This window comes from Micromonospora sp. NBC_00860, from assembly GCF_045207375.1.
GTDB classification, from domain to species: Bacteria; Actinomycetota; Actinomycetes; order Mycobacteriales; family Micromonosporaceae; genus Micromonospora; species Micromonospora vinacea.
In genome coordinates this window covers 317,077-332,102 of record NZ_CP108825.1, presented here as the reverse complement: position 1 = coordinate 332,102, position 15,026 = coordinate 317,077, and the positions used below count along the sequence as shown (strand labels likewise).

General features: G+C 68.9%; 21 protein-coding genes. 7 read left to right on the top strand and 14 right to left on the bottom strand.

Annotation, left to right across the window (positions count from 1 at the left end):
* Positions 1-27 precede the first annotated feature (27 nt).
* The gene (locus OH804_RS01670) at positions 28-525 is read left to right on the top strand and encodes an NUDIX domain-containing protein (protein WP_196919027.1); all 498 of its coding nucleotides are present in this window, start codon (positions 28-30) and stop codon (positions 523-525) included.
* 3 nt (positions 526-528) lie between these two features.
* On the opposite strand, the gene OH804_RS01665 is transcribed toward OH804_RS01670, so the two are convergent.
* The 3 genes from OH804_RS01665 to OH804_RS01655 are packed head-to-tail and all read right to left on the bottom strand — an operon-like array spanning position 529 to position 2,710.
* The gene (locus OH804_RS01665; protein WP_406062309.1) at positions 529-1,491 is read right to left on the bottom strand and encodes a hypothetical protein; all 963 of its coding nucleotides are present in this window, start codon (positions 1,489-1,491) and stop codon (positions 529-531) included.
* Positions 1,485-1,817, bottom strand: a complete 333-nt coding sequence (locus tag OH804_RS01660; protein WP_406062307.1) for a PadR family transcriptional regulator — start codon at positions 1,815-1,817, stop codon at positions 1,485-1,487. Before OH804_RS01660 ends, OH804_RS01665 begins: the two co-directional genes overlap by 7 nt.
* 20 nt (positions 1,818-1,837) lie before the next feature.
* Positions 1,838-2,710 carry a GyrI-like domain-containing protein gene (locus tag OH804_RS01655; RefSeq protein ID WP_406062305.1) on the bottom strand — a complete coding sequence of 291 codons (873 nt, stop codon included), beginning with the start codon at positions 2,708-2,710 and terminating at the stop codon, positions 1,838-1,840.
* A 138-nt stretch (positions 2,711-2,848) separates the two neighbouring features.
* On the opposite strand from OH804_RS01655, the gene OH804_RS01650 reads away from it, so the two are divergent.
* Entirely contained in the window at positions 2,849-3,058 is a 210-nt protein-coding gene (locus OH804_RS01650; RefSeq protein ID WP_196919030.1) for a GrpB family protein, read from the top strand.
* A 33-nt stretch (positions 3,059-3,091) separates the two neighbouring features.
* Here the strand turns inward: OH804_RS01650 and OH804_RS01645 are convergent, their stop codons facing one another.
* Both OH804_RS01645 and OH804_RS01640 read right to left on the bottom strand, forming a co-directional pair.
* Positions 3,092-3,991 (bottom strand): hypothetical protein, encoded by a 900-nt coding sequence (locus OH804_RS01645; protein ID WP_196919031.1) that lies wholly within the window; start codon positions 3,989-3,991, stop codon positions 3,092-3,094.
* A gap of 25 nt (positions 3,992-4,016) precedes the next feature.
* Complete coding sequence (locus tag OH804_RS01640) at positions 4,017-4,613, bottom strand: N-acetyltransferase (RefSeq protein WP_196919032.1); 597 nt, start codon at positions 4,611-4,613, stop codon at positions 4,017-4,019.
* Positions 4,614-4,679: 66 nt separating this feature from the next.
* Between OH804_RS01640 and OH804_RS01635 the strand changes: the two genes are divergently transcribed.
* A complete protein-coding gene (locus OH804_RS01635) occupies positions 4,680-5,564 on the top strand; it encodes a transglutaminase domain-containing protein (protein WP_406062302.1) in 885 nt (294 codons plus the stop codon).
* Here OH804_RS01635 and OH804_RS01630 read toward each other — a convergent pair.
* The 3 genes from OH804_RS01630 to OH804_RS01620 form a co-directional block, all read right to left on the bottom strand.
* Positions 5,551-6,492, bottom strand: coding sequence for a redoxin domain-containing protein (locus OH804_RS01630; RefSeq protein WP_196919034.1), 942 nt, complete (start codon positions 6,490-6,492; stop codon positions 5,551-5,553). The genes OH804_RS01635 and OH804_RS01630 overlap by 14 nt on opposite strands.
* The gene (locus OH804_RS01625) at positions 6,493-7,719 is read right to left on the bottom strand and encodes an epoxide hydrolase family protein (protein WP_196919035.1); all 1,227 of its coding nucleotides are present in this window, start codon (positions 7,717-7,719) and stop codon (positions 6,493-6,495) included. It lies immediately after the preceding gene.
* A gap of 156 nt (positions 7,720-7,875) precedes the next feature.
* A complete protein-coding gene (locus OH804_RS01620) occupies positions 7,876-8,712 on the bottom strand; it encodes an SDR family oxidoreductase (protein ID WP_406062299.1) in 837 nt (278 codons plus the stop codon).
* A gap of 118 nt (positions 8,713-8,830) precedes the next feature.
* Between OH804_RS01620 and OH804_RS01615 the strand changes: the two genes are divergently transcribed.
* The 3 genes from OH804_RS01615 to OH804_RS01605 are packed head-to-tail and all read left to right on the top strand — an operon-like array spanning position 8,831 to position 10,933.
* Positions 8,831-9,433: a TetR/AcrR family transcriptional regulator gene (locus tag OH804_RS01615; RefSeq protein WP_196919037.1), complete on the top strand. Its 603-nt coding sequence runs from the start codon at positions 8,831-8,833 to the stop codon at positions 9,431-9,433.
* A gap of 55 nt (positions 9,434-9,488) precedes the next feature.
* The gene (locus OH804_RS01610) at positions 9,489-10,415 is read left to right on the top strand and encodes an expansin EXLX1 family cellulose-binding protein (RefSeq protein WP_406062296.1); all 927 of its coding nucleotides are present in this window, start codon (positions 9,489-9,491) and stop codon (positions 10,413-10,415) included.
* 59 nt (positions 10,416-10,474) lie between these two features.
* Complete coding sequence (locus OH804_RS01605; RefSeq protein WP_406062294.1) at positions 10,475-10,933, top strand: hypothetical protein; 459 nt, start codon at positions 10,475-10,477, stop codon at positions 10,931-10,933.
* Here the strand turns inward: OH804_RS01605 and OH804_RS01600 are convergent.
* Positions 10,920-12,116 carry an RNA polymerase sigma factor gene (locus OH804_RS01600; protein WP_406062292.1) on the bottom strand — a complete coding sequence of 399 codons (1,197 nt, stop codon included), beginning with the start codon at positions 12,114-12,116 and terminating at the stop codon, positions 10,920-10,922. The two genes, OH804_RS01605 and OH804_RS01600, sit on opposite strands and share 14 nt — an antisense overlap.
* Complete coding sequence (locus OH804_RS01595) at positions 12,113-12,439, bottom strand: YciI family protein (protein WP_231392368.1); 327 nt, start codon at positions 12,437-12,439, stop codon at positions 12,113-12,115. Before OH804_RS01595 ends, OH804_RS01600 begins: the two co-directional genes overlap by 4 nt.
* Positions 12,440-12,750: 311 nt before the next feature.
* Between OH804_RS01595 and OH804_RS01590 the strand changes: the two genes are divergently transcribed.
* A complete protein-coding gene (locus OH804_RS01590) occupies positions 12,751-13,134 on the top strand; it encodes a hypothetical protein (protein WP_307788482.1) in 384 nt (127 codons plus the stop codon).
* Between the two features lie 97 nt (positions 13,135-13,231).
* On the opposite strand, the gene OH804_RS01585 is transcribed toward OH804_RS01590, so the two are convergent.
* The 4 genes from OH804_RS01585 to OH804_RS01570 are packed head-to-tail and all read right to left on the bottom strand — an operon-like array spanning position 13,232 to position 14,995.
* Positions 13,232-13,555, bottom strand: a complete 324-nt coding sequence (locus OH804_RS01585; RefSeq protein ID WP_196919042.1) for a hypothetical protein — start codon at positions 13,553-13,555, stop codon at positions 13,232-13,234.
* Positions 13,552-14,223, bottom strand: coding sequence for a hypothetical protein (locus tag OH804_RS01580; RefSeq protein WP_406062289.1), 672 nt, complete (start codon positions 14,221-14,223; stop codon positions 13,552-13,554). Before OH804_RS01580 ends, OH804_RS01585 begins: the two co-directional genes overlap by 4 nt.
* A 47-nt stretch (positions 14,224-14,270) precedes the next feature.
* Positions 14,271-14,633, bottom strand: coding sequence for a type VII secretion target (locus OH804_RS01575; RefSeq protein ID WP_196919046.1), 363 nt, complete (start codon positions 14,631-14,633; stop codon positions 14,271-14,273).
* Positions 14,630-14,995, bottom strand: a complete 366-nt coding sequence (locus OH804_RS01570; RefSeq protein ID WP_406062287.1) for a hypothetical protein — start codon at positions 14,993-14,995, stop codon at positions 14,630-14,632. Before OH804_RS01570 ends, OH804_RS01575 begins: the two co-directional genes overlap by 4 nt.
* Positions 14,996-15,026: the final 31 nt, after the last annotated feature.

The following is a 15,026-nucleotide window of genomic DNA, read 5'->3' as shown; positions in this document are numbered from 1 at the left end:
GCGGGTCGCGCGGCCTATGATCATCGGATGGCGACACCGGACTACATCGTGGGGTTGCGCAAGCACGTCGGTCACGACCTGCTCTGGCTGCCGAGCGTCAGCGCGGTGGTCCGCAACGACGCCGGGGAACTGTTGCTCGGCCAGCGCGCCGACGACGGGCGCTGGTCGGTCATCAGCGGTTTCGTCGAGCCCGGCGAGCAGCCGGCCACCGCACTGGTCCGCGAGGTGCGCGAGGAGACGGGCCTGGACGTCGCCCCGGTACGGATGTCCAGCGCCGTGTCGCACCCGCACACGTACCCGAACGGGGACCGCTGCGAGTACCTGAACCTGGGGTTCCTGTGCCGGCTGGTGGCCGGCACTGCCCGGGTCAACGACGACGAGTCGCTGGCCGTGCGGTGGTTCCCGCTGGACCGGCTGCCCGAGCTGGACAAGCACGCCCTGCTGGTCATCGCGTACGCGCTGCGGGAGAACCAGCTGACCGGTTACCTGGAGCCGGGTACGACCTGGGACGACGTACCCGACTGAGGTTCACACCGGGGTCGGCGCGAGGGCGACGGGGGCGGCGGGCGCCGACCGGGCCGCCCGGATGCTGTACGCGAGCGCGTACGGCATGCAGGCCAGGTAGAGCATGGGTTCCGTCCGCACCTCGTTGGTGACGATGTGGAAGATCTCCCATGAGATGGTGGGCCGGGGCAGGCTGATGTTCCATTCCGTCCAGGTGGCGAGGAGCCACAGCGGTGAGGAGATCCAGTCGACGCCGCCCAATGGCGTCGGACTGCTGACCGGGCCGGCGCGACCGCCCGCCGCGACGACGTCGACGACAGCGAGAATCACCGCGAGGTCGGCGGCGGCGAGTGCGCCGAGGACGCCCACCCACCAGGCTGCGCGGAGTCGATTCCGGCCTGCGAGGCTTGCCGCGGCCCAGAGGGCCAGCGTCAGGCCGGCCAACCAGAGCAGCAGCCCGGGTACGAAGGTGACCAGGTCGTCCGGGGAGATGGCTGACAGGAACACGACAGCGGTCACGCCGACGGGAAGCACCACGCCGAGCGCGATGCGTAGCGGGCCGTCGAGTGCTGTGTGCCGGGCCCAGCGCGCGGCGAACACCGCCAGCAGCACCGCCAGCCCGACGGTGAGCGCCGTCCAGATCGGCTTCTGCAACCGCTCGTACCAGTCCTGGGTCACCATGCGCTCGATCGGCATGAGGGCGTACGCACTGACGAGCACGATCCCGACGCAGGCGAGCGGGGACAGCAGGAGTGCGGCGGCGGTGCGGCCGACCCGACCGCGCATCAGGCGGCGGTCGACGATCGGGGCACCGGCACGACTGACGGCCAGGCTGACCGCGAAGCCCAGCATCCTCGTCCGGTGACCGCTCTCGGCGAGCACGTGCAGCTCGGCGGTCCACTCGCGGCGCAGGTCGTCGCGAACCTCGGTCGGCCAGCGGCGCGCGGCCAACTCCAACAGCAGTTCGGCGGCCCGGCGGGTCACCACGCCGGCGCCCCGGTGGGTTCGGTGCCGCCCCACGAGCGACGGCCGTCGGGGATCGCGGCTCGCAGGTCGGCGAGCGCCTGGCGGGCCTGCGCCACCCCGACGGCGGTCAGTCGGTAGTAGCGGCGGGCCGGCCGCCCGGCCGCGACGGGGTCGATCGTCTCCCAGTCGGCGGCCAGCCAGCCGGCCCCCTGCAACCGGTGCAGCACCGGGTAGAGGGTGCCGCTGGGCAGGCCGGTCAATCGCATCAGGTCGAGCCCGTAGCGCTGCTCGTCGGGCTCGGCGAGCAGCGCCGCGAGCACCTTCGCGACTGGAATGGTCATCCGCATCCGATCACTGTATCGGAACTCTACATAGGGGTGGGTACCCGTTCGACGGGAATCCACAGCTCGGCGTCCGCCTGGGTGCCGTCCGCCGACACCCGGACCCGGGAGATCTCCGGTCCAGGCCGGCTGCGGTACGGGTTGGACGGAAACCACTGGGTGAACACGTCACGCCACAGGTACTGCACCGCCTGCGGAAACGCACCGGACGTGCTGAACACCGCCCACGACCCGGCCTGCACCGGCAGCGCGTCCAGGTCCTCCGGCGGCGCGGCGCTGGTCACCACCCCGTGCCAGTAGTCCAGCTCGGTGCCCTCCTGCCGACTGTCGGCGAGGTTGTCACTGACGTTGACGATCCCCTTCGGCTCCTGATCGGAGAGCGCCTCGATCCGCTCGGTCGTCTCCTTGTCGATGCTCCGGATGAACGCGACGATCGCCGGGTTCATCCCCTCGTGCACCAGCGGGACCCGGGCCTTGCGCCCCACCAGCGCGAACACGTCCTTGTCGACGATCCGGTACTCCATGCTGCCGCTCCCTTCGACTGTGAGTCGGAAGGACATCCGGGGCTGGGCGCGCAACGCTGCCCCCGTACGCCGGGCTTCTCCGGGCCCCACGCCGTGCACGGCGTGGAACGCCCGGGCGAACGCCTCGGCCGAGCCGTAGCCGTAGCGCACCGCGACGTCGAGCAGCGTCCTCTCCCCCGCCAGCACGTCGGCACCGGCGACGGTGAGCCGACGCCGACGGATGTACTCCGACAGCGGCATCCCGGCCAGTGCGGAGAACAGCCGCCGGAAGTGGTACTCCGACGTCAGCGCGATCCGCGCCAGCTCGGCCACCTCGATCTTCTGGTCGAGGTGGAGCTCGATGTACGCCATGGCCTCGTTGAGCCGATCCAGCACCCGGGCCTCCTTCCCTTTCGAGTACCGACGCTAGGTCGCGGGACCGGCAGCCCACCCGACATCCGATGCCCGCATCGGTCGGGTACGGCAGCACCGGTCGTCGTGTCGTAGCCTGGCGGACTTTGCTTCCCGAGGAGGTTGACGTGGCCGAGTATCCGCAGGACGTCGTGCAGCGCTTCCACGCAGCTCTTCCGCGACTGGCTGCGCGCGCATCCGCACGACCGGGAGCGGTACGCCGCGACCAAGCGCCGCCTCGCGCGGGACACGGCGCACCGACCCCGCGACTACAGCCTGGCGAAGAACGACGTCATCGACGAGATCTACGCACGCATCTTCGCCGCCGGATGACCTCGGGTCGCCGACGGCGACCAGCCGGGTTCGTCAGGAGCAGTCGAAGCGGTAGTCGAACGGCCTGGTGGGGCAGGTCGTACAGACGAACAGGTAGATGCCGCCGACGTCGCCCAGCATGAGCCCGGTGGGGTTCTGGATCGTCGACCACGGGTGATCGTCGGTGGTGGCCGTCTCCCAACCGGCCATCGCCGGACGATCCTCTACTGGAATCCATCTCTTCTCGTCACCTCGGCTGAACTCCCAGCTGGCGACCGTCAGCAGATGGTCCATGGACGAGCCGCACCCGCAGACCGGCCAGTGCGGAGACTGCGTCCAGCCGGGGTAACCGCCGACCTTGATCCCCGATGCGACCGCCAGATCGCTTTCGTACCTCCAACCGGTCTCCTGCGCCACCCGCTTCATCGTGTCCTCGATCTGCGGCCAGACGGCACGCGGGAGGTCCCAGGATGGGTACTCGGTGATCCGCTCCGGGTCGAGCACACAGGGGTGGGGGACGTGCGATGGATCTGACTCCACATCCGGCGCGGGCATTTCCTGAAGTCTGGCGCCGACGTCGGCGCGGCGACGCCACCGCAGTTCGGGGCGAGGTGACGTCCACGGCTCATGCTCGAATGGGCACCACAACACCTGTAGGACGTCCGCGCCGGCCGGGAACGGCACCTCGGGCACGTCCTCGGCCAGCAACTGGACCACGGGCACCAGCGGCGCCGCCGGTTCACCCGGAGTGTCGAGGTAGTGGTCGCCGGGCTCCGGTCCGTCGCACACCGGCCAGGCTTCGTCGGCCGGCCACAGCAGCGGGCCGCCCACCGAACTCTGCTCCGCTGTCGGCGCACCCGGGCGGGGATGCAACCGAACGGTCGTCCGCGCAAACGGGGCGACCGCCGGAAAGACCTGTGGCACGTCGATGGGGCTGGAAGGGGTGGTGTGCACGCCGCCGATCGTAGGAGGCGGCAAATCACAGTGCTCGGCGCGGTGGCTGCTGCATGATCCAGGTGGGCACGGGCTCTGCCAGGGAGCCCACCACCTCCCAGCCGGCGCGGCGGTACAGCTCGATGTTGCCCGGGTTGCTGGTCTCCAGGATCGCCGGCAGTCCGTCGGCGGCGGCACGCTCCAGCCCGGCCCGCATGACGGCACGGCCCCAACCGCGTCCGGCGCTCTCCGGGTGGGTGCCCAGGACGCCGAGATACCAGAACGGGAACGTCGGCAGCGCGGCGTGCACGGTCTCGTTGTAGCTCTCGACGCGGGCCAGCACGTCGGCGGGGTATCGCGCCTCGTCGGGCGATCCGTGCCCGGGAGCCGGCGGGTCAGCCGGCTGCCCTGCCGGTGGCTCCCAGATGGCGACCGACGCGCCGCCACCGATCGTCCAGATCGAGGACAGCTGCACCCGCTTGTCGAAGAGGTGCCCGAAGAAGGTGGCGGCGTACCGCGGGTAGGTCTCCTCGTCCGGGAAGAGAGACCGCAGCACGGGATCCTTGACGAACGCGGCGACCAGAGTTTCGACAACCGCGGCGCGGTCCGTGGGGGTGGCAATGGTGATCTCGGGCGCTGTCACAACAGTCGACGATATCTCGTGCCAGCGTCTTGACCCTGACACGGTGGCAGGACAAAGACTTGCCGCATGGACATCGAGGACTACCGGCAGCACTCCCCGTACAGCGACCCCGGTCGGCATGCCGCGCTGCTCGACGCGGTGCCTGCCGACATCGCAACCGTGGCGGCGACGGCCCGCAACGTGATCGTCCATTACCGCGCTGGCGGCGTCGAGTTGCCCACCGACCGGCTGGAGGAGGTCAACTGCCGCTGGGTGGACCGCATCCTCGACACCGACCAGTCCCGATTCCCGCTGCCCCTGGCCGCCGAGCGTCCGGCCGTCGATCGGGTGGCCGGCTGTTGTCGGGACCACACGCTGCTCTCGGTGGCGGTGCTCCGTCAGCACGGCATTCCCAGCCGCAGCCGGGTCGGCTTCGCCTCCTACTTCACCCCCGGCTGGCACCACGATCACGTGCTGATGGAGTACTGGAACGGCGACCGCTGGGTCTGGGCCGACCCGGAGCTCGACCCCGCCGGCGACTGGGGGTTCGACGGCTACGACATCGACCCGAAGGCCGGCCTCTTCGACTCGGCCGCGCGGGTGTGGTCGGCGTACCGGGCCGGGACGATCGACCCCGACGTCTACGGCGTGGCCCCCGACGTGCCGGTCCACGGCGCCTGGTTCATCTACGACTACGTCCTGCACGAGCTGGCCCATCGGCAGAAGGACGAATTGCTGCTGTGGGACAGCTTCGGCGCGATGACCGATGACCTCACCAACGCCGACCTCACGCTCGCCGACGAGATCGCCGCCCTGCTGCTCGAAGCCGACGACGGCGACGAGGCCGCGGAGAAGGCGCTCGCCGACCGGTACGCGACCGACAGCCGCCTGCGTCCCGGCGCTCAGGTGAAGAGCTTTTCACCCGTTTCCGACACGGTGAACACTGTCGATCTGCGTGTCAGCCGAAGGTGAAGGCGTAGGCCTGGGCGCCGGGCTCGCCGAACGTGATCTCCAGGGTCCGCTCCCGGACCGCGCCGTCCTGGCGGACGAGCTGGTAGAGGCGGCCGTCCTGAAGCACGCCGTTGCCGTCCTCGTCGACGTCGACGCCGCGTGACGGGCCGGGGGCCGCGCCGTCGAGCGATATGCGGAACGGGATCGACTGTCCGGCCCCGGGGGCCAGCACGAGATGCGCGTCGCGGGCGTGGAACCGGAAGGCGATGCCGCCGCCGGCCTGGTCGAGCACGACGTTCTCCGACCCGATCGTCCACTCCCCCGCCAACGCCCACTGGTTGAGGTCGAGGCTCGCCGGCACCTGGTAGGCGCGGCGTTCGTCGAGCGCCGGGCCGTTCGGCGACGCGAAGTGTTCGCCCCGGCTGAACCCGAGGTACGTCTCGGGCGTGCGCAGGTTGGCCCAGTCGGCCTCCGCCTCCGGCCCGAGACCCTTGACGGGTACCGGGTTCCGCTCGATGCCGAGCAGTTGCCGGAGCGCCCGTTCGGACTGTTCGTAGCGTCCCTCGCCGAAGTGCTCGTCGCGGATCACGCCGCCGGTGTCGACGAAGTAGAGCGCCGGCCAGTAGTGGTTGTCGAACGCACTCCAGATCGCGTAGTCGTTGTCGACCGCCACCGGGTAGTCGATCGATCGGGCCGCCACCGCCTGCCGCACCCAGTCGACGTCGTGCTCGAACCCGAACTCCGGGGTGTGCACCCCGACGACGACCAGCCCGTCGTCCCGGTAGGCCTGCGACCAGGCACGCACGTACGGCTCCTGACGCAGCCAGTTGATGCAGGTCAGCGTCCAGAAGTTGACCAGGACGACGCGCCCACCCAGGTCGGCGGGGCCGAGTGGCTCGGAGTTGAGCCACTCGGCCGCCCCGTTGAGCGGGGGCACGTGCACGGCCATCTAGCGCAGCGACCGGAACGCGGTACGAAGCTCTTCGGAGAAGATCTTCGGCTGTTCCCAGGCCGCGAAGTGCCCGCCCACGTCGAGCTTGTTGTAGTAGATGAGGTTGGAGTACGCCTGCTCGGCCCAACTCTGCGGCGCCTCGTACAGCTCGTCGGGGAAAACGCTCACGGCGACCGGGACGTTCACGCCCTTGGCGGCGAAGAACGACAGTTTGTTCTCCGCGTACAGACGGGACGCGGAGATCGCGGTGTTCGTCAACCAGTAGAGCGAGATGTTGTCCAGGATGTCGTCGCGGGTGAGGCCCGCCTTGGCGCCGTCGAAGACCTGAGCGATCAGCGCCAGACTCTTCGCGTCGTGGTCGAGCAGGAATGCCGCCAGGCCGACCGGGGAATCCGCCAACCCGGTCAGTGTCTGCGGACGTGTCGCCATCATGAGGGCGTACGCGACGTGCTTCCAAACGTAGTTGGCTTCCTCGGCGGCACGCATTTCGTCGTCGGAGAGGCCGGATGGCAGCGAGCCCATGGCGTTGTTCGCGCCGGTGGTGTCGCCCTGGAACAACAGGTCGATCTCCGGTGGGATCGCACCGGGCATGTTGGTGTGAATGCCGAGCAGTTCCGGAGGCGCCTGAAGGCCCATCTGGTCGACGATCACCGCGCCCCAGTCGCCGCCCTGCGCGACGAACCGGTTGTAGCCGAGACGCTTCATCAGCTCGGTCCAGGCGGTTGCGATCTTCTGCGGGTTCCACCCCGGCTCGGTCGGCTTGCCGGAGAAACCGTGGCCGGGCAGCGACGGGATCACCAGGTGGAAGGCGTCCGACGGGCTCCCGCCGTGCGCCGTCGGGTCGGTGAGCGGCTCGATGATCTTCATCTGCTCGATCACCGACCCGGGCCACCCGTGGGTGACGATGAGCGGCAGCGCGTCCTCGTGCTTCGAGCGCACATGGATGAAGTGGATGTCCACCCCGTCGATGGTGGTCATGAACTGCGGTACGGAGTTCATGCGCGCCTCGACCTTGCGCCAGTCGTACTCCTTCTCCCAATAGCGCGCGACGGCCTGAATGGTCGCGAGTGGCACGCCCTGCGACTGGTCGTCCACCGTTTCCTTGTCCGGCCAGCGGGTGGCCTTGATGCGCCTCTTCAGGTCATCGAGGTCAGCCTGAGGAATGTCGACCGAGAACGGCCGAATCTCCGTGGTGCCCGGACGAGTCTTGGTTTTGACAGCCATGCGTGTTTCCTCTCCGTCTAGGTTTGCGCCTCGCGAGGAGAAATCATGGGGTGAAGGCACTGCCCGGACTTATGTGCCATGGATTGGGCACGCCGCCGCCATATCTCGGAGCCTAGAACGCGGTGCCGGTTGCTCGTGGCGATACGAGCAGCCCTCTCATGTGTCATGGCCAGGGGCGGCGACGGCGTGTTCGGCGGCGCGGCTGACCTGCTCCCAACCCGCCCAGGTGTCCATCCGTCGGCGGGTGATGTCGAACGCCAGGTCGTACACCATGCTGCCGAGCAGGAGCCGCAGCGGAGGGTCGTCGCTGTCGACCAGTCGCAGCAGTGCCTCGGCGGCCAGCCGGGGTTCGCTGTCGATGGAACCTTCCGCCCACTGCCGCTCCAACTCGGCGCGCAGTGGTGCGTACGCGTCCAGCGGTGTGGTGGCGCGCACGCTGGTGTAGAGGTCGGTCCAGTATCCGCCCGGCTGCACCATAGTGACAGTGATGTCGAAGGCCGCCGCCTCCATTGCCAGCGCCTCACTCATGCCCTCCAGGGCGAACTTGCTCGCGCTGTACAGGCCGGTGCTCGGGAAGCCGCCGAGCGCGGCGATGCTGGAGACCTGCACGATGTGGCCGGAGCGTTGCGCGCGCAGGTGCGGCAGCACGGCCTGGCTGACCCAGAGCGCGCCGAAGAGGTTGACCTCGAACTGGGCGCGCGCCTCGGCCTCGGTGAACTCCTCGATCATGCCCATGGACAGGGTGCCGGCGTTGTTGACGACGATGTCGAGCCGGCCGAAGTGCTCGACGGCGGTGTCCACGGCGGCGATGACGGCCGCCCGGTCGGTCACGTCGAGGGTCAGGGCCAGCAGCCGGTCGGCGTACTTCTCGTCGAAGTCGGCCTGGGCGATGGTCCGGGCGGCGGCGACCACCCGGTCGCCCCGGTCGAGTGCGGCGTCGGCGAAGGCGCGGCCCAGGCCGCGGCTGGCACCGGTGATGAACCAGGTACGCATGCACTTCTCCTCATTTCAAGACGAGACGGTCCGTCTCGCGATGGACCGAGACTAGGCTCGCGACACCGCCGCCGTCAAGACGAGACGGTTCGTCTCGTAAACTGGTATCGTTCGGCCCATGACCCCCAACACGGCCCGCCGGAGAGAGACCTCCCGACGCGCCATCCTCACCGCGGCCTTCGACCTGCTTCAGGAAACGGGGTACGCGAAGCTCAGCATCGAGGGCATCGCCACGCGGGCCGGCGTCGGCAAACAGACCATCTACCGCTGGTGGCCGTCGAAGGGCGCTGTCATCTTCGACGCCTTCCTCATGCTCAGCGAGGCCACCGAGGGTGGGCCGCCCACGCTGCCGGACACCGGCGACCTGGCGGCGGACCTGACAGTGGTGCTGCGCGCCACTGTCGAGGAGATGAACGACCCCCGGTACGAGCAGCCGATGCGCGCGCTGGCCACCGAGATCGCGCACGACCCCGAGCTGGCCGCGGCGTACGCCGAACGGCTGGACGGGCCGTTGAAGGAGGCCAAACGCGAGCGCCTGCGCAGCGCCCAGCGGGCCGGCCAGATCGCCGATGACGTCGACCTCGGCGTGGCGGTGGACATGATCTGGGGGCCCGTGCTCAACCGCTGGCTGCAACGCAGCGGGCCGCTCACCGCCGAGTACGCCGACCTCGTCGTCGCCACCGCCCTCAACGGACTGCGCCCCCGCCGATCCAGCGAGTGACGATCGCTGGGACGGCTTTGCGCTGCCGCAGCGTGGTGCGGCAACATCAGGCGCCGTGACGGCACCAGGCGCGGCCCCCGACAACGACATCCCGGCGAGCAACGACGGCACGCCCCGGACGGGTCGACGGGTCAGACACTGGTTGGCGGGCGCCGGAGTCACCGCCCTGGCCGCCGTCCTCGGCATCACCCTCGCCGTACGCGGCGGTGCCACCCCGGCCTGCGCCGCGCCTCCCACCGGCAACACCGTCCACAAGGGAAAGGCCAGCTTCTACGACGCGGGCCGCTCGGGTGGCAACTGCTCGTTCCCGGGCCCGCCAGCGGATCGGCTCTACGTGGCGCTCGGCTCCTCCCAGTACGCCGGATCGGCGGCCTGCGGCAGCTATCTGGAGGTGAGCGGCCCGAAGGGCAAGGTCCGGGTCATGGTCATGGACCAGTGCGGTGGCTGCGGACCCAGCAAGATCGACCTCTCCACCGAGGCGTTCACCAAGATCGCCGACCGGTCGCAGGGCATCGCTCCCGTCACGTACCGGGCGGTGGTGAACCCGCCGCTCGACGGAGGGCTCACCTTCCGGATCAAGGGCGGCGCCTCGAAATACTGGTTCGCGGTGCAGGTCGGCAACCACGGCAACCCACTGCGCTCGGTCGAGGCGAAGGGACCGGCGGGCGGCTTCCGCAAGGCCGCCCGGCAGAGCGACAACCACTGGACCATCGAGGGCGGGCTCGGCCCCGGGCCTTACAGCATCAGGGTCACCGACGTGTACGGACGCCAGGCGACCGCCACCGGCATCCGCCTGGTCACGAAGCAGGTGCAACGCAGCACGGCCACCCTCGCCAGCGCCTCCCCCACACCCAGCAGCTCACCCGCGGCCCCGCCGACCCCCAGCGCTGCGCCCTCGCCGACCCCGGCGGAGTCGGCCGCACCGACGGCGACAGTCGAAGCGCTCGCCGGCGCCGCCCCGTTGGACGCCCCTCGCTGCTGACCGAGCCGCAGCGGCGACGAGCGGTAACCGTCGGCAGCGACCACGGGCACAATGCACGAGTGGATGGCTGGATCGAAGAGCTGTGGCTGGTCGCGATCGTCGAGGACGTACCCGAGGACGAGGTCAGACGCTGGTGGAACAGCAAGGAAACTGAGTTCTTGGACGGCCTTGCGGAGTCTGCACCCGGGTTTCGGCTGGGGACGATCCTGACCACAGTTGACGAGCCACAACTCGGCAGCCCCACCCACCGGGTCTTCGACCTGATGTTCCTACGCGGCACCTGCCCAGAGGACTTCCACCCCGACGCCACGGCACCCTACGTCTTGCCGCTGCTCGACGCTGACCTGCGGTCGGCGTTGCTTGCGGCGTTCTCCCCGCGAGCCGATGATCACCCGCTGATGGAGGCTGCCCCGCTCAGTGGACTGACCGGGTTTCTCGACAAGCACGAGGGCGCGCGGTTGACGACACAGTCACGAACCGAGGCAGTACGCGTGTCGCTCCCGGTCAGGCCCAGTTGAGGCGGTGGCGCAGGAGGGATCGTTCGGCCGGGTTGGTGGCGAGGGCGAGGGCGCGTTCGTCGGCGGTCCGGGCCTGGGTGGCGTCGCCGAGGTCGCGGAGCAGTTCGGCTCGGGTGGCGTGGAAAAGGTGGTATTCGTTCAGTTCGCCGGCCAGGGCGTCGACTTCGGTGAGCGCGACTGACGGTCCGCTGACGTAGCGCAGCGCGATCGCCCGGTGAAGCCGGGTGACCGGTGACGGTGCCAGGCGCAGCAGCAGGTCGTAGAGCACAGTGATCTGGGTCCAGTCGGTCTCCTCCCACCTGGTGGCCTCGGCATGGCAGGCGACGATGGCCGCTTGAAGCTGGTACGGGCCTGGTCTTCTCCGCGCTGCCGCCTGGACGATCAGCCGGCCAGCGGCGGCGATGGCCCTGCGGTTCCAGAGAGATCGGTCTTGGTGCTGGAGCTGGACGATCTCATCGTCCCGGTCGAAGCGGGCACTGATTCGGGCTCGATGCAGCCGGATGAGCGCGAGCAGACCCGCGACCTCGGGTTCGGTGGGCATGAGCTGGTGCAGCAGGGCGGCGAGGAACTCGGCGTCGTCGGCCAGGTCGCGGGATTGGGCCTGGTCGCCGCCCGTGGACAGGTACCCCTCGTTGAAGAGGAGGTAGATCACCGCAAGGACCTCGGTGAGCCGGGGGCCGAGATCGTCCGCCGACGGGATCCGGTACGGGATGCCCGCGTCGTTGATCTTTCGTTTGGCGCGGGTGATGCGCTGCCCGACGGTGCTCTCCGGGACGAGGAACGCTCGGGCGATCTGCGCGGTGGTCAGACCGCAGACCACCCGCAACGTGAGGGCGACCTGGGCGGCCCGGGGCAGAGCCGGATGGCAGCAGGTGAAGATCAGCCGAAGTCGGTCGTCTGGTGGCGGCTCGGCCGGCCACGCCACCAACGCCAGCTTCCGTCGGTGACGCTGCTCGCGGCGGATCTGATCCAGACCGCGGCGACGGGCCACCGTGTACATCCACGCAGCTGGCCGGTCAGGGATCCCTTCGACCGGCCAGTGGGTCAGCGCAGCCTCGATGGCGTCCTGGACGAGGTCCTCGGCGGCGCTGAAATCACCGACCAGGTGCACCAGGGACGCGGCGAGTTGACCCGCGTGATCGCGGACCACGCGGGCCAGCTCAGCGTACGTCGGTTGGCTCATCCGGCGATGGGGCGAATCTCCACCACCGGGCAGGCTGGCCACGACTTGGCGATCCGCAGTGCCTCGTCAAGATTGGCCGCCTCGATTTCGGCGTAGCCACTGACGATTTCCTTGCCTTCCACGAACGGACCATCGGACACCAGCGGTTCAGCCCGGTCCAGCCGCACTGTGGTGGCGGTGTCCGGCGGCATCAGGTAGGCGTGATGGGTGATCTTGTCATGGTGGTCGGCGAACCACTGCTGCACGCGGGCGTAGGCCCGGTTCCGCTCGGGCTCATCCATGGCGGCCAGGTCGGCGGCGAACTGTGGCGTGTCGACGAACATGAGCACGTACTTCATAGTTCCTCCAATAGTGGTCCGCGGGGCGAGGCGGTGAGGCGCCTCCACCAACCAGACGACCAGCGAGGGTCCCAATCCGACAACCAGCCGAACCTGTTTCCGGGTACGTGTCAACGACCGTGGGCGACGCCGTGGTGGCCTTTCGTGCTGAAGCGGTGGGACACCGAATCTGGGTTGCGTCAGGACAGGTAGCGGCGAAACATCGCCGTGTGGATGCTGTGGTGCAGTGGGTTCGCACATCGTGGACCAGGCGTTCGCGCGGCGGAGCCGAGGCGACCCGGCGTAACGCCGTACCGGTGTCGTTTGCCCTGCCCGCGCGGGCGGCGCCGCTCACCCAGGAGATCGAGATGGCGGAGGCCGATGGGTTCGAGCCTCGCGAGGGCCTGACCCGCCCGCCGCACCGGAGCGACATGCGTCTGCGGCCGGTGGACGGCAGGCTTCAGGTTGAACTGATCGCGGCGGCCTGGGGTATGCCGCGCCGTCACCGCCGGCCGCCCGCGGTGCGCCTCGCCGAGGGCGAATGGCTGCGCTGGCACATCAACTACCGCTTGGCCGGGATCAATGGCGGCGCCACGCTGTACCGCTTGGACACTCTCAACCTGGCGCACGGTGCGGTGCCGGTCGACACCTTCCTCGGCGAGCCGCCTCGGTTCATCGACGAGCGCGCGCACATCTGGTAGCTGCCACCGTCGCGCCTCGGCCCTCCGCACGCGGGCTCACCTACGCGTCTGAGGTGATGGTCGACGGGCGAGACGACCCGCTTTGCTGTTGCACCCCCTACTGCCGTTCCTGAGGCCCCAGGTCTGCGGCGAGTTCGGCCTGGTTGGTGATGCGTTGCCGCTCGTCCGGGTCGAGGTTCTCTTCCCAGGTCTTGAACCGGTGGTAGCGGTCGAGGAAATCTCCGCCGTAGGCGTCGGTTGCGCCGATCTGGCGCAGGTCGGTGTGGCCGGCGAGGATGTCACGGGCCATTTCCTGGAGGCCGTCGCCAGCGACCCCGTCGCGTAGCCGGGTGAGGCTGGCGTGCAGGAGCTTGGCGAGGCCCGGGTCTCCCTCGGTGAGGTCGAGAAACTGTTGCTCTGGTTGCGGTTCAGGTTGCGTCATTGGAGCACCGGGCTCGTGTAGGGCTGATCGGGCAGGGGGACCTTGGACAGGTCGCCACCCTGTTCAGCGAGGGTCTTGAGGAAGCTGAAGAAGCCCATGATCGCGGTGCCCGCGGCTTGGATCTTCAGCGCGGCATCGTTGACCTTCTTGACCAGTTCGATCACCTGCCAGGCGGCTACGCCGTAGCCGACGGCGGCACCGACGCCGGTCTCGATGAGCGCGGTGCCCACGGCGGCGCTGACGCCGATGATGATGGCCTTGTCGATCATCATCTTGATCAGACCGCCGATCATGTCGGCGAGGAGCCAGATGGCCCGCGCGGCTTCGTGGTACTTCTCTTTGATCTCGATGAGGACGAGGTTCTGCTGAACGAGTGCCTTCGTGAGCTGACGGAAGTAGACGAAGGCCGCGTCAGAGGCATGCCCATCCCACTGTTCATCCATGTGGGAGGCGGTCAGGCTGAGGTTCTGTCCGAGGGCCTGCAGGCTCTGGCCGAGGTTGCCGTAGGCGTCGCCCGCCTTGTAGAAGCTCTCCCAGTCGCCGACGAGGGCGTTGGTGATGGTGCCGATGACGTCGTAGCCGGCACAGTCCTTGATGATCTGGTTGACCCAGTGCGAGATGGAGATCGCGTCCAGGACACCGATCGGGTTGGCGAAGCCCTTGGTCATTGTGGGGTCGGGGTCGCTGGGCTCGACGAGGAACTCTGTGGGCTCTCTCATGGCGCGTTGCCACCCGTCGGCTGCCCGGTGGGCAGCTCGTAGCCGCTGCGATCGGTGCTCGGGTAGGTCGCATCCAGCTGCGCCGCGTTGCCGGTGTCGGTACGCCGGTAGTAGCTGGCGGTTTCCTGGAGCGCCTCGCGTGACTTGTCGAGCAGGTCCGTCAGGTGGGTAAGCCGCTTGTCCATCTCGTCGACGAGCTTCTGATGGGCGGGCCACGCTTCGTTGAGCAAGCCCTGCTCGTGCCAGGCCATGTCGGTGTGCTTGAGGATGTATTTCTTGGCGGTCTGCGCGTCGACGGTGGCTTCGTTGAGGTGCGTGGCGCCGCGCTCCAAGGCGCTGGGTTCGACGAAGAAGCTCACAGGCGATCCCCGATCACTCCGGTCACCACGAGCAGAATCGCGGCAGCGAGCAACGCGAGGGCCATGAGCCGACCGCGCCGTTTCGACTCGGCATTGGTGCTGGCTCGATAGACACCCAGGCCGGCCACGGCAGCCACTCCGAGGGGTACCGCCACCGACATGAAGCGGAAGAACGACCAGGCGCTGAAGGTCCCGTCGTCGTCTCCCACGATCGCCAACTGGTAGACCAGGAAACCCAGGCCGACCACGCAGAAGAAGAAGAGCACCATCGACACCAGCGCGACGCTCTTTCGGAAGTCATGCCACTGATCCAGCTTCTCCGGCGTCGCCGTCGCCGGATCCGTCTGCCCCGTTTCACCCACGACCGCACCATCCCACAGTCCGACCACGCAC